16 protein-coding genes are annotated in these 20,524 nt (G+C 72.4%); 10 read left to right on the top strand and 6 right to left on the bottom strand.

The window, feature by feature from the left end; translation table 11 throughout:
- Positions 1-28 precede the first annotated feature (28 nt).
- From ACIPWY_RS07215 to ACIPWY_RS07195, 5 genes are all read right to left on the bottom strand, one after another.
- The gene (locus ACIPWY_RS07215) at positions 29-1,417 is read right to left on the bottom strand and encodes an RNA polymerase sigma factor (RefSeq protein ID WP_401532431.1); all 1,389 of its coding nucleotides are present in this window, start codon (positions 1,415-1,417) and stop codon (positions 29-31) included.
- 210 nt (positions 1,418-1,627) lie between these two features.
- On the bottom strand, positions 1,628-3,526 hold the full coding sequence (dnaG, locus tag ACIPWY_RS07210) for a DNA primase (protein WP_362899359.1): 1,899 nt from the start codon (positions 3,524-3,526) through the stop codon (positions 1,628-1,630).
- A gap of 34 nt (positions 3,527-3,560) precedes the next feature.
- Positions 3,561-4,835: an FAD-dependent oxidoreductase gene (locus ACIPWY_RS07205; RefSeq protein ID WP_362899357.1), complete on the bottom strand. Its 1,275-nt coding sequence runs from the start codon at positions 4,833-4,835 to the stop codon at positions 3,561-3,563.
- Positions 4,836-5,064: 229 nt separating this feature from the next.
- Positions 5,065-6,435 carry a deoxyguanosinetriphosphate triphosphohydrolase gene (locus ACIPWY_RS07200; protein ID WP_393705384.1) on the bottom strand — a complete coding sequence of 457 codons (1,371 nt, stop codon included), beginning with the start codon at positions 6,433-6,435 and terminating at the stop codon, positions 5,065-5,067.
- Positions 6,436-6,468: 33 nt separating this feature from the next.
- Positions 6,469-7,374: a sirohydrochlorin chelatase gene (locus ACIPWY_RS07195; RefSeq protein WP_393705383.1), complete on the bottom strand. Its 906-nt coding sequence runs from the start codon at positions 7,372-7,374 to the stop codon at positions 6,469-6,471.
- 326 nt (positions 7,375-7,700) lie between these two features.
- On the opposite strand from ACIPWY_RS07195, the gene ACIPWY_RS07190 reads away from it, so the two are divergent.
- From ACIPWY_RS07190 to ACIPWY_RS07175, 4 genes are all read left to right on the top strand, one after another.
- Positions 7,701-8,324: a vancomycin high temperature exclusion protein gene (locus ACIPWY_RS07190; RefSeq protein WP_401532430.1), complete on the top strand. Its 624-nt coding sequence runs from the start codon at positions 7,701-7,703 to the stop codon at positions 8,322-8,324.
- Between the two features lie 274 nt (positions 8,325-8,598).
- The gene (locus ACIPWY_RS07185; RefSeq protein WP_401532429.1) at positions 8,599-10,716 is read left to right on the top strand and encodes a molybdopterin oxidoreductase family protein; all 2,118 of its coding nucleotides are present in this window, start codon (positions 8,599-8,601) and stop codon (positions 10,714-10,716) included.
- Between the two features lie 79 nt (positions 10,717-10,795).
- On the top strand, positions 10,796-11,347 hold the full coding sequence (locus tag ACIPWY_RS07180) for a DoxX family protein (RefSeq protein WP_362899347.1): 552 nt from the start codon (positions 10,796-10,798) through the stop codon (positions 11,345-11,347).
- A gap of 283 nt (positions 11,348-11,630) precedes the next feature.
- A complete protein-coding gene (locus ACIPWY_RS07175; RefSeq protein ID WP_393705381.1) occupies positions 11,631-13,280 on the top strand; it encodes a M4 family metallopeptidase in 1,650 nt (549 codons plus the stop codon).
- Between the two features lie 61 nt (positions 13,281-13,341).
- On the opposite strand, the gene ACIPWY_RS07170 is transcribed toward ACIPWY_RS07175, so the two are convergent.
- The gene (locus tag ACIPWY_RS07170; protein WP_393705380.1) at positions 13,342-13,968 is read right to left on the bottom strand and encodes an NADPH-dependent FMN reductase; all 627 of its coding nucleotides are present in this window, start codon (positions 13,966-13,968) and stop codon (positions 13,342-13,344) included.
- A gap of 291 nt (positions 13,969-14,259) precedes the next feature.
- Between ACIPWY_RS07170 and ACIPWY_RS07165 the strand changes: the two genes are divergently transcribed.
- From ACIPWY_RS07165 to ACIPWY_RS07140, 6 genes are all read left to right on the top strand, one after another.
- On the top strand, positions 14,260-14,781 hold the full coding sequence (locus ACIPWY_RS07165; protein WP_362900055.1) for a hypothetical protein: 522 nt from the start codon (positions 14,260-14,262) through the stop codon (positions 14,779-14,781).
- 136 nt (positions 14,782-14,917) lie between these two features.
- Entirely contained in the window at positions 14,918-15,562 is a 645-nt protein-coding gene (locus ACIPWY_RS07160; RefSeq protein ID WP_362899341.1) for a class F sortase, read from the top strand.
- A 107-nt stretch (positions 15,563-15,669) separates the two neighbouring features.
- Positions 15,670-16,884, top strand: coding sequence for an FAD-dependent oxidoreductase (locus tag ACIPWY_RS07155; protein WP_362900053.1), 1,215 nt, complete (start codon positions 15,670-15,672; stop codon positions 16,882-16,884).
- A gap of 1 nt (position 16,885) precedes the next feature.
- Entirely contained in the window at positions 16,886-19,432 is a 2,547-nt protein-coding gene (nirB, locus tag ACIPWY_RS07150; RefSeq protein ID WP_393705379.1) for a nitrite reductase large subunit NirB, read from the top strand.
- An 8-nt stretch (positions 19,433-19,440) separates the two neighbouring features.
- Positions 19,441-19,803 carry a nitrite reductase small subunit NirD gene (nirD, locus tag ACIPWY_RS07145; protein WP_393705423.1) on the top strand — a complete coding sequence of 121 codons (363 nt, stop codon included), beginning with the start codon at positions 19,441-19,443 and terminating at the stop codon, positions 19,801-19,803.
- Between the two features lie 33 nt (positions 19,804-19,836).
- Positions 19,837-20,421 carry a TetR/AcrR family transcriptional regulator gene (locus ACIPWY_RS07140; RefSeq protein WP_393705378.1) on the top strand — a complete coding sequence of 195 codons (585 nt, stop codon included), beginning with the start codon at positions 19,837-19,839 and terminating at the stop codon, positions 20,419-20,421.
- Positions 20,422-20,524 lie beyond the last annotated feature (103 nt).

Raw genomic sequence — 20,524 nt, 5'->3', positions numbered from 1 at the left:
CGCGCCCCTTAGGGGGCGCTGCCCCGCGTCAGTCCAGATAGCCCCTCAGTTGGTCCGCGAACGCGTGGTCCCTGAGTTTGTTCAGGGTTTTGGATTCGATCTGGCGGATGCGTTCGCGGGTCACCCCGAAGATGCGGCCGATCTCCTCCAGCGTGCGGGGGCGGCCGTCCGCGAGGCCGTAGCGGAGCTGGACCACCTTGCGTTCGCGTTCGCCGAGGGTGGAGAGGACCGCCTCCAGGTGTTCGCGCAGGAGGAGGAACGCCGCCGATTCGACGGGGGACGTCGCGTCGCCGTCCTCGATGAGGTCGCCGAGCGCGACGTCGTCCTCCTCACCGACGGGCGCGTGCAGCGACACCGGTTCCTGGGCCAGGCGCAGCACTTCGCTGACCCGCTCGGGCGGCAGTTCCAGGTGGGCGGCGACCTCTTCGGGGGTGGGTTCGTAGCCGCGTTCCTGGAGCATGCGGCGCTGGACGCGCACGACCCGGTTGATCAGCTCGACGACGTGCACCGGGACCCGGATCGTGCGGGCCTGGTCGGCCAGGGCCCGTGACATGGCCTGCCGGATCCACCAGGTCGCGTACGTCGAGAACTTGTAGCCGCGGGCGTAGTCGAACTTCTCGACCGCCCTGATGAGGCCGAGGTTGCCCTCCTGGACGAGGTCCAGCATGGTCAGGCCACGGCCCACGTAGCGCTTGGCGACCGAGACGACCAGGCGGAGGTTGGCCTCGATGAGGCGGCGCTTGGCCATCCGGCCCATGACGACGAGTTTGTCGAGGTCGATGGCGAGCTGGGAGTCCGGGTCGGTGGTGCCCGTCAGTTTCTCCTCGGCGAAGAGTCCGGCCTCGACCTTGCGGGCCAGGTCGACCTCCTCCGCGGCCGTGAGCAGCGGGATCCGGCCGATCTCGCGCAGGTACTGGCGGAAGAGGTCCGACGAGGGCCCGCCGGTGTCGGTGCGGCCGCGCGCGGGCGGGGGCTCGGGAGTCTCGGCGTCCACGGTGTCGAGGAGGAGGGCGACGGGCGGACGGGGTCCGGCTTCCCGCGGGTCCGACTCCCCCTCCGCCTCCGCCTCTTGCTCCCGCTCCCGCTCCTGCTCCCGCAGTTCGGCGGGATCCTCGGGTGGGTCGGAGTCCGGGTGGTTCTCCGGCCCCCTCTGCTGGGGGACGGCCGGGAGAGCCTCCGCGTCCGCGTCCGGCGCGGGGGCGCCCTGGGCGCTCTGACGCGCGGCACCGGTCTGGCTGAGGGTCTGGGTCTGCACGGGGGCGACCTCCAAGGTGATCGCTGCTGAGGCGTGCGGCAGGGGTACACCGGGATCGGCGACGGCGGCCACACCGCTGTCCGTCCCGTACGCGATAGGCGGAACCGCGGGGGTGTCGGACCCGTTGTCGGGGTTCCGGCCGCGCTCCGAGGACTCAGGCACCGGACCCAGTGTGCTGTACGACACAACGCCGCCACGAGGGGCGTGCGGTGACTTTCTGAGTCCGGTGCGTGACCGCCCGGTTACCGTGCACGACGCCTGCCCCTTGGCGGACGGCACGAAACCGGCCGCGGGCGAACCTCGTAGCGGGACCGCGGGCAGGCGGGAGCTCGGGTGTTCGGGTGTTCGGGAGCTCGACGAAGGCCCTGAGGGTCAGAGCGCCTGCGCGCCGAGGTCCTGCAGTGCCCTGTCGTAGCGCTGGAGCACCATCAGCTCCTCCTGGACGGCGGACAGACGCGCCGGGTCGCCGTGCGTGCCCAGGCGGGTCAGGGAGCCCTGGACGTCGCGGATGCGCCGGTCGACGGCGCGGCGGCGCACGGCGACGAGCTGCTGGCCCGCGTACACCTCGTCGACGGATCTGCGCAGGATCGCCTCGACGGCGAGCTCGGTGACCATGGCGCGCACAGCGTCGTCGGGGGCCACCTCCCGGACCCGGACGAGATACGCCTGCGGGTCCTGGGTGCCGAGGTCGGCGCCGCCCGCCTCGATGATCGCCTCGCGCACGGCGGCGTACGGGGCGGCGGTGAACTCGTCCACGCCGTACGCGTCGAAGGCCGGGGAGACCAACTCGGGCCGCTGCAGGGCGAGTTTGAGCAGCTCGCGCTCGGTGGCGTACACGGGGTTGCGCAGGGTGAGGGCGGGGCCCGCGGCGGACGCGCGCGTCGCCACGGCCTCGTAGGACTGCTGCGGGCGGGCCGGGGCGGGGCCGCGGCCGCCGCGGTCGCGGGCCCAGCGGGCGAGCTGGGAGACGCGCTTGACGACGAACTGGGTGTCGAGGATGCCGAGCATGCCGGCGAGCTGGACGGCCACCTCGTGCTGCGCTCCGCTGTTCTTGATGCGGGCGACGACCGGGGCGGCCTCGTCCAGGGCGGCGGCGCGGCCGGCGGGAGTCTCCAGGTCGTAGCGGGAGACGATGTGGCGCAGGGCGAACTCGAAGAGCGGGGTGCGGGGTTCGACGAGGTCGGCGACCGCCCCGTCGCCCTTGGCGAGGCGCAGGTCGCAGGGGTCCATGCCGTCGGGGGCGACGGCGATGTACGTCTCGGCGGCGAACTTCTGGTCGTCCTCGAAGGCGCGCAGGGCGGCCTTCTGGCCCGCCGAGTCGCCGTCGAAGGTGAAGATCACGCGGGCGCTGCCGTTGTCCATGAGGAGGCGGCGCAGGATCTTGATGTGGTCGCCGCCGAAGGCGGTGCCGCAGGTCGCGATGGCGGTGGTGATGCCGGCGAGATGGCAGGCCATCACGTCCGTGTACCCCTCGACGACGACCGCGCGGCTCGACTTGGCGATCTCCTTCTTCGCGAGGTCGATGCCGTAGAGGACCTGGGACTTCTTGTAGATCGGCGTCTCTGGCGTGTTCAGGTACTTCGGGCCGTTGTCGTCGTCGCGCAGGCGGCGGGCGCCGAAGCCGACGACCTCGCCGCCGATGTCGCGGATCGGCCACATGAGGCGGCCGCGGAAGCGGTCGATGGGGCCGCGGCGGCCCTCCTGGGAGATCCCGGAGGTGATGAGCTCCTTGTCGGTGAAGCCCTTGCCGCGCAGGAAGCGCGTGAGGTGGTCCCAGCCGGCCGGGCTGTAGCCGACACCGAAGTGCGCGGCGGCGGCCTGGTCGAAGCCGCGCTCGGCGAGGAACTTGCGGCCGATCTCCGCCTCGGCGCTCTCCAGCTGGTCCACGTAGAACTGGGCGGCCACCTTGTGCGCCTCGACCAGGCGGATGCGCTCACCGCGCTGGTGCGAGGGGTTGTAGCCGCCCTCCTCGTACCGCAGGGTGATGCCCGCCTGGCCGGCGAGGCGCTCGACGACCTCGGAGAAGGAGAGGTGGTCGACCTTCATCACGAACGTGATGGTGTCGCCGCCCTCCTGGCAGCCGAAGCAGTGGAAGAGGCCCTTGCTCGGGCTGACCTGGAAGGACGGCGACTTCTCGTCGTGGAAGGGGCACAGGCCCTTCAGGTTCCCGCCGCCCGCGTTGCGCAGTTGCAGGTACTCGGACACCACGGCGTCGATCGGGACCGCGTCCCGGACCGCCTTCACGTCCTCGTCATTGATCCTGCCTGCCACGCAAGAATTCTACGGTGACCCGCCGACACTCACGTCACCCGTCCTCCCCCTCGAGCAGCGCCGTCAGCGGGACGGACGGATCCGACAGGCGGTCCGCCCCGGGCCTGACACCGGAGCGGATGAGGGCCTGGATGGTCTCCGTGACGTCCCACACGTTCACGTTCATCCCGGCGAGCACCCGCCCGCCCTTGAGCCAGAACGCGATGAACTGCCGTTTGCCCGCGTCCCCGCGGATGACCACTTGGTCGTACGAGCCGGGGGGCGCCCAGCCCGAGTATTCGAGGCCGACGTCGTACTGGTCGGAGAAGAAGTACGGCACGCGGTCGTACGTCACCTCCTGCCCCAGCATGGCGCGGGCGGCAGCCGGGCCGCCGTTGAGCGCGTTGGCCCAGTGCTCGACGCGCAGCCGGGTCCCGAACAGGGGGTGCTGCACGGCGGCCACGTCACCGGCCGCGTAGATGTCCGGGTCGGAGGTGCGCAGCGAGGCGTCGACGGCGATGCCGCCGCCGTGTGCCCGGTCGGCGAGTGCGATCCCGGCGGACTCGGCCAGCGAGGTGCGGGGGGCGGCGCCGATGGCGGCGAGCACGTCGTGGGCCGGGTGCTCCTCGCCGTCGTCGGTCAGGGCGGCGAGGACCATGCCGTCCTGGCCCGTGATGCCGGTGAGACGGGTCCCGAAGTGGAAGCGGACGCCGTGTTCGGCGTGCAGGTCGGCGAAGATCTGGCCGATTTCGGGGCCGAGGACCGCGTGCAGCGGGGTCGCCTCGGGCTCGACGACGGTGACCTCGGCGCCGTACTCGCGGGCCGCCGCGGCGACCTCCAGACCGATCCAGCCCGCGCCGGCGATCACGAGGTGGCCGTTGTCCCGGCCCAGGGAGGCGAGGACGCCCTTGAGGCGCTCCGCGTGGGCGAGGCGGCGCAGGTGGTGCACGCCGGCCAGCTCGGTGCCCGGGATGTCCATGCGGCGCGGCTCGGCGCCGGTGACCAGGAGCAGCTTGTCGTAGTGGACGACCGTGCCGTCGCCGAGCCGGACGTTCTTCACCTCCGGGTCGACCGCGACGACGGTCTGGCCGAGGTGCAGCTCGATGTCGTTCTGTGCGTACCAGGCCGGTTCGTGGACGAAGACGCTGTCCCGTTCCTCCTTGCCCTGGAGATAGCCCTTGGACAGGGGTGGGCGTTCGTACGGATGATCCCTCTCGTCCCCGATGAGGATCACTCTGCCGTTGAAGCCCTCGGAGCGCAGCGTCTCGGCCGCTTTCGCTCCGGCGAGCCCGCCTCCGACAATGACGAACGTCTGATCCGCGTCGACCACGTGATGCCTCCTCTTTGCCATGGCGCCATATGCGAGCGTCCCGCACGGAGCGTGATGCGGGAAGGGGGCATGGTCCGAACAGGGCATCTTTTCGTCACGCCCAGTGGTCGACGGCCGGTTTCGCGACCAGGACGGCGACCGTGCGCAGGAGCGCGACGCGCACGAACCCCGCTCCGCGGCGCCGCGCGGTGCGCGCCCCGAGGGCCCCGCCGGCCGAAGAGGAGAGCCCTCATGGACGGGGCCCTGTGAGCCGCGCGTGCAGCTCGCGGGCCGAGGCGTCGGTGAGGGAGGAGATCTGGTCGACGATCACGCGCTTGCGGGCGCGGTCGTCGCCCGCCGTGTCGAACAGGGCGCGGAACTGCGGGTCGAGACCGTCGGGCGCGCGCCGGGTGAGTGCCTCGGCGAGCTCCGCCACGACGATGCGCTGGTCGGCGCGGAGCCGCTCCTGCTGCGGGCGCTGCATCACGTACCGGTCGGCGACCGCCTTGAGGACCGCGCACTCGTGGCGGGCCGCGCGCGGCACCACCAGCTCGGCCTCGTAGCGGGTGAGGCGGCCCGAGCCGTACCGGGCGCGGGTGGCGCCCTCCGCGGCGAGGCAGAAGCGGCCGATGAGCTGGCTCGTCGCGTCCTTGAGGCGGGCCTGAGCGACGGCCGTGCCGTCGTAGCCGTGCGGCCACCACTCCTGGTCGAGGAGGCGGTCGAGCGCCGCCGCGAGCTCTTCGGGGTCCGTGTCCGCCGGGACGTACCGGCCGATCGCGACCTCGTAGATGTCACGGCGCTCGGGCTCGGCGTGCAGCATGTTCGGGTCGAGGTGGCCGGCGTGCAGGCCGTCCTCCAGGTCGTGCACCGAGTACGCGACGTCGTCCGCCCAGTCCATGACCTGCGCCTCGAAGCAGGTGCGTCGCTCGGGTGACTCCTTGCGGATCCAGTCGAAGACCGGGCGGTCGTCCTCGTACACGCCGAACTTGGGCGAGGCGGGGTCGGTGGGGTGGCCGCCGCGGGGCCACGGATACTTCGTCGCGGCGTCGAGCGCGGCGCGCGTGAGGTTCAGGCCTACGCTGACCAGCTCGCCCGCATCGGCGCTGTCGGTGCTGTCGGTGCTGTGGACGAAGCGCTTGGGTTCGATGCGGGTGAGCAGGCGCAGCGACTGCGCGTTCCCCTCGAAGCCGCCGCAGTCCTGCGCCACCTCGTTCAGCGCCTGTTCGCCGTTGTGCCCGAAGGGCGGGTGGCCCATGTCGTGCGAGAGGCAGGCCGTCTCGACGAGGTCCGGGTCGCAGCCGAGCGCCGCGCCGAGCTCCCGGCCCACCTGCGCGCATTCCAGGGAGTGCGTCAGGCGGGTGCGGGGGCTGGCGTCCCAGGCGCGATTCATGGTGCCGGGCGTGACCACCTGGGTCTTGCCCGCGAGGCGGCGCAGCGCCGAGGAGTGCAGGACACGGGCGCGGTCGCGCTGGAAGGCGGTGCGGCCGGGGCGTTTGTCCGGCTCGGGGGCCCAGCGCTCCACCGCCGCGGCGTCGTAGCCGGACAGGTCGACGGTGTGGGACGGGGTGGTGGGGGTGGACGGGGCCGAATTCGCTGCGGGTGTCTCGTGCGTGCCTTCCATGGACTGACAGTAAAGGCACGCGGTGACAAACGGTCAGGCCGGCGTGAGCTGCCGCTGTACGGGGGCGGGTCGCGCCGGGGACGCGAGCGTCGTGTCGTAGCGGTGGAGCAAAAGGCGCACCATCGCCGTGTGCGCGCCGAGCGGGGCCGCTGCTATCCAAGGGGCGGCCTGCGCGCACTGGGTGGCGAAGCGGCCCGGCGCCGTGAAGTAGGCGGCGACGGCGGCTCGGTGCCGTCCTCTGGCGGCGAGCGCACGCAGCGCGGCCGGGACGGCGGGCGTGGCGGCACTCGCGTAGGCGGGCACGACCGGGACGCCGAGACGGTCGGCGAGGAGCGCGGCGGTGCGGGCCGTGTCGACGGCCGAGTCGGGGTCGCGGGAGCCGGCCGCCGCGAGGACTATGCCGCTGGTCCTGCGCGTACGGGCGTCTGGCCGCGGGTCCCAGCCGGCCTCTACCAGGCGGGCGTACAGCGTTTCCACGAGGAGGGGGTGGGGGCCCAGCGGCGGGGCGACGCGGGCTGTTAGGTGCGGAGCCGTGGCCAGGGCTGCCGGGATGTCCTGCTTCACGTGGAAGCCGCGGGACAGGAGCAGCGGGGCGAGGACGGCGCGGCCGGGGGCGAGGCCCGCGAGGGTGTCGGTCAGCAGCGGTTCGTTCAGCTCGATGTGGCCGAGGTGGACCGGAAGCCCCGGGCGTTCCTCGCGCACCTTGTCGAGCAGGGCGTGGACCGTGGCGAGCGCCCTCGGGTCGCGGCTGCCGTGTGCCACGACGACCAGGGCGGGCGGGGCGGGTGGGGTCTGCCGGGGTGTGCGGCGGCTGCCGTCGAGCCGTACGTGGCTGAGCTGCGTGCCGAGTTGGCTGGTGATCCTGGTCAGGAGTTGCGCCGTGCTGTCGAGGTGGGCGGTGCCGGTGGGCTCGTCGCGCTGATGTTTCGACGCCGTCATGAACTGATCCTGTCCGGGGGAGGTTGCGGCGCCGTTGCGGGGCGGTGACGGGTCGCTTCCCCGGGGCTCACCAGGTGTTCGGGTGGGTGTGAGGTTGGCCGTTGGCCGTGGGTGGTGGCCATGGGTGTGGCCAGGGTGGTGGGTGAGGGGCTTGTTGGGCGGACCCGCCGGTTGCTGCGCGAACCGGTCGGCCGGAAACGTGCGTCCAGTCGTGCGACGACGTTTTCCAGCAGGGGTGGTCAGTGGTGCGGATCCGGTTGCCGCGTACGCGGCGGGGGTGGCGGCAGTTCGTACAGGGCGCTGTGGCCGTGTGTGTGCTGGCGCTGTTGCCCGCGACCTGGATGTTCGTCGTGACCGGGGACCGGCTGCGTACGGTCGGCGATGCGCCGCGCACCGATGTCGCCGTGGTGTTCGGGGCCGGGCTCTGGGCGGGCGAGCCGTCGCCGTATCTCGCTCACCGGCTCGACGCGGCGGCCCAGCTCTACCGTGACGGGCGGATCCGGGTGGTCCTCGTGACCGGCGACAACAGCCGCCAGGACTATGACGAGCCCGACGCGATGCGGGCCTATCTGACCCGGCACGGGGTGCCGGACAAGGCGGTCGTCAGCGACTACGCCGGGTTCGACACCTGGGACTCGTGTGTGCGGGCCAAGAAGATCTTCGGGGTCGACCGGGCCGTGCTGATCAGCCAGGGGTTCCACATCCGGCGCGCGGTCGCCCTGTGCGAGGCGGCGGGCGTCTCGTCGTACGGCGTCGGCGTCGACGACCGGCACGACGTGACCTGGTACTACGGCGGGGCCCGTGAGGTGTTCGCGGCGGGGAAGGCGCTGGCCGATTCCGTGTTCCGGCCCGATCCCCGGTTTCTCGGGGAACGGGAGTCCGGGGTTCGGGAGGCTCTGAAGGCTCGCGCTCTGGAGGCTCGGGGGGCTCGGGAGGTCGGGCGTCGCTGATGCGGCGGGTGGGCTGATGCGCCGGGTGTGCCGTGGGCCGGGGCCGCGGGGGTGTGTCCGTCCTCGCCATCGCGGCGCCTCCGCCCCTGTGTCCCTTGACCGGCGCTTGCACCTCCGTGCGGCGGGCGGACACCCCCCCCCCGTCCCCTCGCGACCTCTCGCGGCTGATGCGCCGTTGTACTCACCGTCCCGCCGGTGCCGCTGAGAGGGCGTCGTGCCCGTCGTGTAATCGGGCGCGGGCCGGCGTGTAACAGCGTGCGCGCAGTGTGGGCCCATGCGCACTGTTACGCCCACTCACTGCCCCTACTGCTCCCTTCAGTGCGGGATGAATCTCGTCCCGACCGCCTCTGGCGCTGTCGAGGTCTCGGAGCGTGCCGGGTTTCCTGTCAATCGTGGTGCCCTGTGCGGGAAGGGGCGTACGGCCGCTGCCGTTCTGGAGCCGGGGGTGCGGTTGAGTGGACCGCTGGTGCGCAAAGGGGGCGCGCTCGAGGCCGCTTCTTGGGATGAGGCGCTTGATCGTGTCGCCGAGGGGCTCTCCCGTACGCGTACTGCTCATGGCCCCGACGCCTGCGGGGTCTTCGGCGGGGGCGGGCTCACCAACGAGAAGGCGTACGGGCTCGGGAAGTTCGCCCGGGTCGTGCTCGGGACCTCGCAGATCGACTACAACGGGCGGTTCTGCATGTCCTCCGCCGCGGCGGGGCAGCTCGCCGCGTTCGGGCTCGACCGGGGGCTGCCGTTCCCCCTGGAGGACATTCCGCGTACGGGATGTGTGGTTCTGGTGGGATCGAACATGGCCGAGACCATGCCGCCCGCTGTCCGCTATCTGAACGAACTGCGCGAGAACGGCGGCACGTTGGTCGTCATCGACCCCCGCCGCACGCGCACCGCCGAGCTCGCCGACCTCCATCTCGCGCCCCGGCCCGGGACCGATCTCGCCCTGGCTCTCGGGATGCTGCATCTCGTGGTGACCGAGGGGCGGGTCGACGAGGAGTTCGTGCGGGCGCGGACGAGCGGCTGGCAGGACGCGCGGGCCGCCGTGATGGCGCACTGGCCCGAGTACGTGGAGCGGGTGAGCGGGGTCTCCGTGCCTCAACTGCGCGAGGCCGTGCGGATGTTCTGCGAGCCCGAGGCCGCCATGGTGCTCACCGCGCGGGGTCCCGAGCAGCAGTCCAAGGGCACCGACACCGTGGGCGCCTGGATCAACCTGTGCCTCGCGACCGGGCGCGCCGGGCGGCCTCTTTCCGGGTACGGGTGCCTGACCGGGCAGGGCAACGGGCAGGGCGGGCGCGAGCACGGGCAGAAGGCCGACCAGCTGCCCGGGTACCGGAAGCTGACCGACCCGGCGGCGCGTGCGCATGTGGCCGGCGTGTGGGGCGTCGACCCCGACTCCCTTCCGGGGCCGGGCCGTTCCGCGTACGAGCTGCTCGACGCCCTGGGGCGTGACGTACGGGCGCTGCTGGTCATGGGGTCGAATCCGGTGGTGTCCGCACCTCGTGCCGCTCATGTGGAGGGGCGGTTGCGGTCGCTCGACTTTCTGGCCGTGGCCGATGTGGTGCTTTCCGAGACCGCCGCTCTGGCCGATGTGGTCCTTCCCGTTACCCAGTGGGCCGAGGAGACGGGGACCGTGACCAGTCTGGAGGGACGTGTGCTGCTGCGGCGTCGGGCGCTCTCGCCTCCGGACGGGGTGCGCAGCGATCTGGAGGTGCTCCGTGAGCTGGCCGGGCGGCTGGGGGTGGAGAAGGGGTTCCCGGCCGATCCGGAGGAGGTTTTCGAGGAGTTGCGGCTGGCTTCGGAAGGCGGGTCCGCCGACTATGCGGGGATCTCCTATCGGCGGCTCGTCGAGGAGGACGGGGTGTTCTGGCCCTGTCCCGGAGAGGAGCATCCGGGGACGCCCCGGCTCTTTCTGGAACGGTTCGCCACCGAGGACGGGCGGGCCCGGTTCGTCGCCGTCGCGCACCGGGCCGCCGCCGAGGAGCCGGACGCCGAGTTCTCGGTCCATCTGACGACGGGCCGCGTCGTGTCGCAGTACCAGTCGGGTGCGCAGACCCGGCGCGTGGCCGAGCTGAACGCCGCCGCGCCCGGCCCCTTCGTGGAGCTGCACCCGCGGCTCGCCGCGCTGATCGGGGTGTCGGAGGGCGAGCCGGTCGCCGTCGTCTCCCGGCGCGGGCGGGCCGAGGCACCCGCCCGGATCACCTCGGGCATCCGGCCCGACACGGTATTCATGCCGTTCCACTGGCCCGGCGCCGGGCGCGCCAATAACCTGACCAACCCCGCGCTCGATCCGACGTCCCGAATGCCGGAGTTCAAGGTGTGCGCGGTACGCGTCGAGGCCGCCGGCACCGGTGCCGGTGCCGGTGCCGGTGACCGCCGGGGCGGCGCGCTCCACGTTTGAAACATGGCGGGCGGGCGGTTAGCTTGGGTCATAGCTTGAAAGTTCAAGCGTATCGATTCCGAGTCAGGAGAAACCCCACGTGACCTCCCTCGCGAACCAGCTCAGCCCGCTCCGCGCGCCCGGCTCCCCCACCCCCGCCGCGCCCACCCACGCCTATGACCTCGGCCTTCTCGTACTGCGCCTCGGCCTTGGCCTGACCATGGCCGCGCACGGCGCGCAGAAGCTCTTCGGCTGGTTCGGCGGAGGCGGGATCGACGGCACCGGCCAGTTCTTCGCCGCGTCCGGCTACCCGTCGCCGAAGGCGTTCGCCGTGGTCGCCGGGCTCAGCGAGACCCTCGGCGGGCTCGGCCTCGTGCTCGGCCTGCTCACCCCGCTGGCCGCCGCGGCCGTGGCCGGCACGCTGGTGAACGCCATCGCCGTGAAGTGGGGCGGCGGCTTCTTCGCACCGCAGGGCATCGAGTACGAGCTCCTGATCGCACTCGGCGCGGTGGCTCTCGCACTGACCGGCCCCGGCCGGATCGCCGTCGACCGCCTCCTGCCGGGCCTGCGGTCCCACCGCCTCGGCTACGGCGTCGGCGCCGTCGCACTCGGCGTGGTCGTGGCCGGGATCACGCTGCTGTTGCGCAAGTGAGTTGCGCAGGCGAGTTCCGTACGTGAGTACGTGAGTTGGGTACGTGAGTCGGGTTGAGTTCAGTTGAGTTGATCGGCTGGTGAGTTCGTCAGTCGGTGGCGGCCCGGGCGCTCAGGCGCTCGGGCCGTTCTCGCGTTTCCGGCATCCGCGATCTGCACGTGAACACCTATTCACAGCTCTACCACAGAGGCGCTATGGACATGACATGTCATGGACCCTTAAACCTGAGGCGACATCAGTGTGACCCCGCTCAGCGCGCCCGCGCGCCGTCACTAGGAGCCCGATGAGACCTGCCCGGACCACATCGCGACTCACCACCGCCGGCATAGCCACGGCGGCCGCCACCCTGCTGGCCGCCGCCCTCGCCCCCACCGCGGGCGCCGACTCCGGCGACCGCACCCCGCCGACCCGGGCCGACGCCGTCCGTCACGCGACGGCCGCGCTCACCGCCGAGGCCGCCCGCCTCGGGATCACCGGCGCGCAGGGCGCCTCCGTGCGGGACGTCGTCGTCGACTCCGACGGCACCCAGCACGTGCGCTACAACCGCACCTACCGTCAACTGCCTGTTCTCGGCGGTGACTTCGTCGTCCATCTGAACCGCGACGGCGGCTACCGCTCCGCGAACCGCGCGGTCCGCGGCGACCTCGCCGTGCCGAGCGTGACGCCGGATCTCCCCGCCCCGAAGGCCGCCGACATCGCCGCCACAGCCCTGCGCGCCGCCAACCCGGGCGAGCTGCTGCGCAAGGTCGTCGCCAAGCCCGCGCTCGTCGTGGACGCGCTGCACGGCGCGCCGAAGCTGGCGTGGCGCACGGACACCGCGGGCAAGGACTCGCTCGGCAACCCGGTCGCCCGCGTGGTCCTCACCGACGCCACCACCGGCAAGCAGATCGACGCCTGGGACAGCATCGAGACCGCGACCGGCGACGGGAAGTCCCTGTACTCGGGCACGGTACCGCTGGAGACGACCCAGTCCGGGTCGGCGTACCAGCTCAAGGACGCGACGCGGGGCGGCACCTACTCGGGTGACGCGCAGAACAAGACCGACGGCTGCATCCTGACCATCTGCTGGAGCCGGGCTCCCGCGGTGGTGTTCACCGACGCCGACAACCACTGGGGCACCGGCGCGAACGCCGACCGCTCGTCGGCCGCCGTGGACGCCCAGTACGGGACCGACACGACGTGGGACTACTACAAGAACGTCCACGGCCGTAACGGCATCGGCGGCGACGGCAAGGGCTCGTACAACCGCGTCCACTACGGCAGCAACTACAACAACGCCTTCTGGGACGACACCTGCTTCTGCATGACGTACGGCGACGGTGACGGGGCGACGTTCGGGCCGCTCGTGGCGCTCGACGTCGCCGGGCACGAGATGTCGCACGGTGTGACGTCGAAGACGGCCGGGCTCACGTACTCCGGCGAGTCCGGTGGCCTGAACGAGGCCACCTCCGACATCTTCGGCACGCTGGTCGAGTTCTACGCGAACAACGCTTCCGACCCGGGCGACTGGCTCATCGGCGAGAAGATCGTGAAGCCCGGCTTCGGCCAGGCGGCGCTGCGCTTCATGGACCAGCCCAGCAAGGACGGGAACTCCGCCGACTGCTGGAGCTCGTCGGTCGGCAACCTCGACGTGCACTACTCGTCCGGGGTCGCCAACCACTTCGCGTACCTGCTCGCCGAGGGCAGCGGGCCGAAGGTCATCGGCGGCGTCCAGCACAACGGCAAGACGTGCAACGGGTCGACGCTGAGCGGCATCGGCAAGGACAAGCTCGGCAAGATCTGGTACCGGGCCCTGACCGTCTACATGACGTCCTCGACGAACTACGCGGGCGCCCGCACGGCGACGCTGAGCGCGGCGAAGGACCTGTACGGGGCCGGCAGCGCGGAGTACGCCGCCGTGGCCGCGACCTGGTCGGCCGTGTCCGTGGGCTGACATCGCGCATGGACGAGGACCCCCGCAGTCGTCGGCTGCGGGGGTCTTCGGCTGTCCGGCCTCAACTGCCGTACGGGCGCACCTCCTTCGCGTCCCGCAGGGCCTTCGACCACCACGCCAGCTGGTCGAGCATCGACTTCACCGCGGCGGCCGGGGCCTCGGGGTCGCGGTGGGCGCCGGATTCGTCGAAGTGGCTGCCCGCGTTGGTGAAGGAGACGGTGTCCCTGACCGTGACGGCGTGCAGCTCGGCGAAGACGGTGCGCAGGTGCTCGACCGCGCGCAGGCCGCCGGAGATGCCGCCGTACGAGACGAAACCGACGGGCTTGGCCTGCCATTCGGCGTGGTGCCAGTCGATGACGTTCTTGAGGGACGCCGGGTAGGAGTGGTTGTACTCGGGCGTGAGGACGATGAAGGCGTCGGCCGCGGCCAGCTTCGGGGTGACCTTGGCCAGCTCGGCCCGCACCTCGGCGGACGGGTCGTAGGAGAGGGCGGTGGGCAGGTCGGTGGCGGCGACGTCGATCACGTCGACGGCGAAGTCCGGCCGCTCCCCGAGCAGGGACATGAGCCAGTCGGCGACGACGGGGCCGAAGCGGCCCTCGCGGTTGCTGCCGATGACGACGGCGGCCCGGACGGGGGCCTCGGTGGGGACGGAAACGGGGGCTGCGGCCTGTACGGCTGTGGCGTTCATGACGCCACTGTGATACCTGAAGCTTGGTTGAGGTCAAGCGGGCGCCGCGCGGGCCCGGTCACCCGTTCACCGGCGCCCGCCGCCTCTTCGGGCACTTTTCTTCGACACGTCGATGACCTGCTGGAATGCATCTGCCGGGGCGTCAGGTGACGCCCTTTCACCGGTTTTCTGGTGGTGCATCAGGAGGCGTGCCGGGGCGATTGCCCTTTACCTCGGTAGGGCAGGGGCGTGACCGACGCAGCGGCACTTGAGGGTGCCGCGGGCCGTGCCCCCTCGGAGGAGCACGACACGATGCGCACACCCCGCCTGCTGACCGCTGCCGCGCTCACCGCGGCCGCCGTGGCACTGACCGCCGCGCCCGTGTACGCCGGTAAGGGCGGCTCGGGCGGCCTTCAGATGTACCCGTCGAACGCGGCGCCGGGCGCCGCCGTCACCGTCAACACCACCGCGTGCGGCACGGCCCGCGCCGCCGCCGGAGACGCGAGCGCGGTCGGCGCGGGCGTCTTCACGCTCGCCCCGGGCACGGAGGCGAAGGACGCCGTGGGGCGGTTCCAGGTGCCGCCGTCGGCGCAGCCCGGCACGTACGAGATCGTCGCGAAGTGCTCCGGGGGCGGGCAGGTGACGGGCGATCTGATGGTCACGCTCGCCACCTCCCAGCAAGAGGTCCAGCCCAAGGGCCATGTGAAGACGGGGGTCGGCGGCGCACTCGGCACCGACCCGACGATGACCGCGGCGGGTGTGGCAGCGCTTGCCGTCGCCGCCGCGGGCGGTACCTGGCTCCTGCATCGCCGGGCGAGAGGCGAAGGGTTCTGACGGGCGCCGGACGGACGACCTCCGCTGTCCCTCCGGCCCCCTGGTACCGCCTGTCCCCTCCTCCCCCGGCCGCACACCCCCCTCGCGCGGCCGGGGGAGGAAGGCGACCCCCACCCACTTCGATCTGGAGAAGCCGATGCCTCAGGCGCGCCGCCGCACAGTCTCCAACGGGCTCATAGCCGCGCTCACCGCTCTCGCCCTGTGTCTGGGCACCTGGCTGCTGCTCCAGGGCGCCGAGATACACGGACCGCCGCAGCCGTCCACGGCGCAGGCCGGGTCCGAGCTCCCCGGCACCGGCCGCGAGCCGCCCGGCGCGGCCCCCCTCTCCCCCTCGCCCCCCGACCGCATCCGCATCCCCGAGATCCGGGTGAACGCACCACTGACGGGGCTCGGCCTGACCCCGCAGGGCAGCCTGGACGTGCCGCCGCCGAAGGAGAAGAACCTGGCCGGCTGGTACGAGGCCGGGACCGCGCCCGGCGTACGCGGCACGGCGATCGTGGCCGGACACGTCGACAACGCCGAGGGACCCGCCGTCTTCTACGACCTGGGCGCGCTGGCCAAGGGCCACACCATCGAGGTCGACCGCCGCGACGGCTCCGTCGCCGTGTTCACCGTCGACGCCGTCGAGGTCTACGACGCCAACGCCTTTCCCGACAAGAAGGTGTACGGCGCGGCGGACCGCCCCGAGCTGCGTGTCATAACGTGCGGTGGCGGCTACTCGAAGAAGACCGGTTACCGGGGCAACGTCGTGGTGTTCGCCCATCTGACGGGCAGCCGCTGAGCCCTCACACTCCCCCCTCGCGCTCGCTGAGCGCAGCGTTCCCCGCGGGAAACGGGAGGGATGCGGCCGGGTAACACCGGCCCCGCAGGCTGCCGTGCATGACCTTTGTGACGGACCCCGGACGCGTGGTGGTGATCGGCACCGGCCTCGCCGGCACCCGGCTCGCCCGGCACCTGGGCGCTGCCGCCGTACTCATCGGCGAGGAGGCGCACGCCCCGTACAACAGGGTGCTGCTCGCCGAGGTCCTCGCGGGCAGCTACGGCGCCGATGTCATCGCGCTGCCCCGCCACACCGGAACCCACCTGCGGACCCGCGCCGTCCGCATCGACCGCGACGAGCGGGTGGTGCGCTGCGAGGACGGCTCCCGCGTCCCGTACGACACCCTCGTGCTCGCCACCGGATCGAACCCGGTCCTCCCTCCTCTGCGCGGACTGTTCGCGCCGGGCGCGGCGGAGCTGCCGGGCGGCGTGCACGCCTTCCGCACCATGGACGACTGCCTGGCCCTGTCGCGGGCGGTGGCTCCCGGGGTGCGCGCGGTCGTCGTCGGCGGCGGGCTCCTCGGGGTGTCCGCGGCCCGTGCGCTCGCCCGGCGCGGCGCCCAGGTGGTGCTCACGCAGCAGTCCGAGCGCCTGATGGAGCGCCAGCTCGACCCGCGGTCCTCGCGCCTCGTGCACGAGCACCTCACCGCGCTCGGCGTCGAGGTGCACACGCGGTGCCGGGTGCGGGGCGTGGGCGTCGTCGACGGGGCCGTGCGCCGCGTCGAGCTCGCCGACGGCTATGTCCTCGGCACGGATCTGACGGTCCTCGCGTGCGGGGTGCGTCCCCGTACGGGGCTCGCGGCGGCGGCCGGGCTCGATGTGCGCGAGGGGATCGTCGTAGACGACGAGCTGCGCACCTCGGACCCCCGCGTGCGCGCGGTCGGGGACTGCGCCCAGCACGCGGGCCGCGTCTACGGGCTCGCGACCCCGGCCGTCGAACAGGCCGACGCGCTCGCCGAGAACCTGCTCTCCGGGCGCCTGCGCCCGTACACGGGCACCCGCACCCTGACCCGGCTGACCCTGCCGCACGAGGCGGGACCGCTCGACCTCGCGGCGTTCGGGGAACCCGAGGCGCTGCCCGGCGACGACGTCGTGCAGCTCGCCGACGCCACCCGAGGCACGTACCGCAAGGTCGTCGTCCGCGGTGACCGGCTCGTCGGCGGGGTCCTGGTCGGCGAGCTCGGCACGGTCGGGGCGCTCGCCCGCGCCTGGGAGGCCGACGACCCGCTGCCCACCGACGACGCGCCCCTGCTCCACCTGCTCACTCACGACGGAGGCCTCTGAGATGCCCACCATGCCCACACTCGTCCTCGTCGGCCACGGCATGGTCGGCCAGCGCTTCCTGGAGGCCCTGGCCGAGCGCGGGCTCACGGACACGCACCGCGTCGTCGTGCTGTGCGAGGAGCCGCGCCCCGCCTACGACCGGGTCCGGCTCACCTCGTACTTCTCGGGCCGCACCCCGGACGAACTCTCGCTCACGGACGCCGGGTTCATCGCCCGGCACGGTATCGAGCTGCACCTCGGGGACCCGGCCGAGCACATCGACCGTGCGACGCGGACGGTCACGGCGCGCTCCGGTCTCCAGGTCACGTACGACACGCTCGTCCTCGCGACCGGCTCCTACCCGTTCGTGCCGCCCGTGCCCGGCAAGGACGCGACGGGCTGCTTCGTGTACCGCACGATCGAGGACCTCCTCGCGATCGAGGAGTACGCGAAGGAGCACGCCGCGACCGGGGCCGTGGTGGGCGGCGGGCTGCTCGGCCTGGAGGCGGCCGGCGCCCTGCGCGGCCTCGGCCTCGACACGCACGTCGTCGAGTTCGCGCCGCGCCTGATGCCGGTGCAGGTCGACGAGGGAGGCGGCGCGGCCCTGCTGCGCACCATCACGGGCCTGGGCCTGAGCGTCCACACCGGCGTCGGCACACAGGAGATCGTGGCGGACGGCGAGGGTGGCGCGGTGCGCGCCATGAAGCTGTCCGACGGCTCGGAGCTGGCGACGGACCTGGTGGTGTTCTCGGCGGGCGTACGGCCGCGCGACCAGCTCGCCCGCGACATGGGGCTCACGGTCGGCGAGCGCGGCGGCATCACCGTCGACGGGCGCTGCCGCACCAGCGACCCGGCGGTGTACGCGATCGGCGAGTGCGCGCAGGCCGTGGACGGCCGCGTGTACGGCCTGGTCGCGCCGGGCTACGAGATGGCGCAGACGGTGGCCGCCGCGCTCGCGTCGGAGGACGGCCAGTTCACCGGTGCCGACCTGTCGACGAAGCTGAAGCTGCTCGGCGTGGACGTGGCGTCGTTCGGCGACGCGCACGGCGCGGCCGACGGCTGCCTCGATGTCGTCTACTCGGACTCGCGCTCGGGCACGTACAAGAAGCTCGTCGTGGGCCCGGAGGGGGAGCTGCTCGGCGGGATCCTGGTCGGGGACGCGGACGCGTACGCGACGCTGCGCGCGCTGACCGGTTCGGTGCCGCCCGTGGCGCCCGAACAGCTGGTGCTGCCCGCGGGTGCGGGGGCACCGGTGGCGCTGGGCCCGGAGGCGCTGCCCGGCGACGCGGTGATCTGCTCCTGTCACAACGTCACCAAGGACGCGGTCCAGGCGCACGCCACGCTGCCCGAGGTGAAGAAGTGCACCAAGGCCGGTACGGGCTGCGGCAGCTGCGTGAAGCTGATCGGCCGGCTCTTGCCACAGAGCGGCGAGACGGGCCTGTGCGGCTGCTTCCCGCACAGCCGCGCCGAGCTGTACGAGATCGTCCGGGTCAGGCGGATCGCGTCGTACGCGGATCTGCTCGACGCGCACGGCCGTGACGGCGCGCGCGGCGGCGAGGGCTGCGAGGTGTGCAAGCCGGCCGTCGGCTCGATCATCGCCTCGCTCGCGCCGACGATCGGCGCCGACGGCCATGTCCTCGACGGCGAGCAGGCGGCGCTCCAGGACACGAACGACCACTTCCTCGCCAACCTCCAGAAGAACGGCTCCTACTCGGTCGTGCCCCGCATCCCGGGCGGCGAGGTCACCCCGGAGAAGCTGATCGTGATCGGTGAGGTGGCGCGCGACTTCGGCCTCTACACGAAGATCACCGGAGGGCAGCGGATCGACCTGTTCGGCGCTCGGGTCGAGCAACTTCCGTTGATCTGGGCGCGGTTGGTGGACGCCGGTTTCGAGTCGGGCCACGCGTACGGCAAGGCGCTGCGGACGGTGAAGTCGTGCGTGGGGCAGACGTGGTGCCGTTACGGCGTGCAGGACTCGGTGCGCATGGCGATCGGCCTGGAGCTGCGCTACCGGGGGCTGCGCGCGCCGCACAAGCTGAAGTCGGCCGTGTCGGGCTGCGGGCGCGAGTGCGCGGAGGCCCAGTCGAAGGACTTCGGGGTGATCGCCACGGCCAACGGCTGGAACCTGTACGTGGGCGGCAACGGGGGCGCGACCCCGCGCCACGCGGACCTCCTCGCGCAGGACCTCTCCGACGCGGAACTGGTCCGGCTGATCGACCGGTTCCTGATGTTCTACATCCGCACGGCCGACCGCCTGGAGCGTACGGCGAGCTGGCTGGAGCGGATCGAGGGCGGCCTGGGCCACGTACGGGACGTCGTCGTGCACGACTCCCTCGGCCTCTGCGACGAGCTGGAGGCCCTGATGGCCGACCACGTCGCGCACTACCGCGACGAGTGGGCCGACACCCTCGACGACCCGGAGCGCCTGGAGCGCTTCGTGTCCTTCGTGAACGCGCCCGACGCGCCGGACCCGCTGGTGCGGTTCGTCCCGGAGCGCGACCAGATCAAGCCCGACCTGCCGCTGCTGTCCATCGGCTCCCGCCCCCTGGAAGGATCGCTGACGTCATGACCGTCACCATGCCCGCCGCTCCCGAGAAGACCGCCGTGCTGGTGCAACTCCGCCTGGCGGACGCCTGGTTCACGGTGTGCGAACTGGCCCGGCTGACCCCGGGACGCGGGGTCGCGGCACTGCTCCCCGACGGTCGGCAGGCCGCCGTGTTCCTGGACCGCACGGGCCGCCTGTACGCGGTGGGCAACCGTGACCCGTTCACGGGCGCCGCGGTCCTCTCGCGCGGCCTGACCGGTTCGGCCGGGGGCCGTCCGTTCGTCGCGTCGCCGCTGCTCAAGCAGCGCTTCGACCTGGAGAGCGGCGCGTGCCTCGACGACGAGGCGTACGCGGTCGACACGTACGCCGTGCGGACCACGTCCCATATTTCTTGACCGATCATTCTGCTCACATCTAGTCTCCCTTTCGTGGCCAGGACCAAGGAATTCGATCCGGACGCCGCGCTCCAGTCGGCCCTAGAGCTGTTCTGGCGGCGCGGCTACGAGGCGACGTCGATGGCGGATCTCGTCGACCGTCTCGGCATCGGCCGCGCCAGCATCTACGCGACCTTCGGCAACAAGCACGAGCTGTACCTGAAGGCGATGGACCGGTACACCGAGTACGCCGACGCGGCCATCCTCGCGGACCTGTCGGCCGGCGGCCCCGCACTGCCGGCCGTCCGTGCCCTCGTCCGCCGCTTCGCCGGCGAGGCGACGACCGAGGAGCGGCGCCTGACCGGCTGTTTCGTCACCAATACGGCGACAGAGCTGGCCCCGCACGACACGGCGGCGGCCCGCCGCGTGGAGCGCAGCTGGGACCACATCGAGACGCTGCTGCACGCCTCGCTCGCGCGGGCCCGCGCCCAGGGCGAGCTGCCCGCCGGCCGCGACCCGCGGGCACTCGCCCGCCTGCTGCTCGTCCTGATGCAGGGCATGCGCGTCGCCGGGAAGGCGTCGTCGGACCCGGCGCGCATACGCGACGCGGCCGAGCAGGCACTCGGCCTTCTGGACTGAGGGGCCGAACTCACGGGACCGAGGGGCCACTCCCCTGCCCCACTCCCCTGACCCACCCACCCGTCGAGCCCTTTCCGCACGCCCGAATACTGAACCGATCGTT

It is taken from the genome of Streptomyces sp. NPDC090032, from assembly GCF_044748025.1.
Classification (GTDB): Bacteria; Actinomycetota; Actinomycetes; order Streptomycetales; family Streptomycetaceae; genus Streptomyces.
This window is presented reverse-complemented; position numbering and strand designations above follow the sequence as displayed.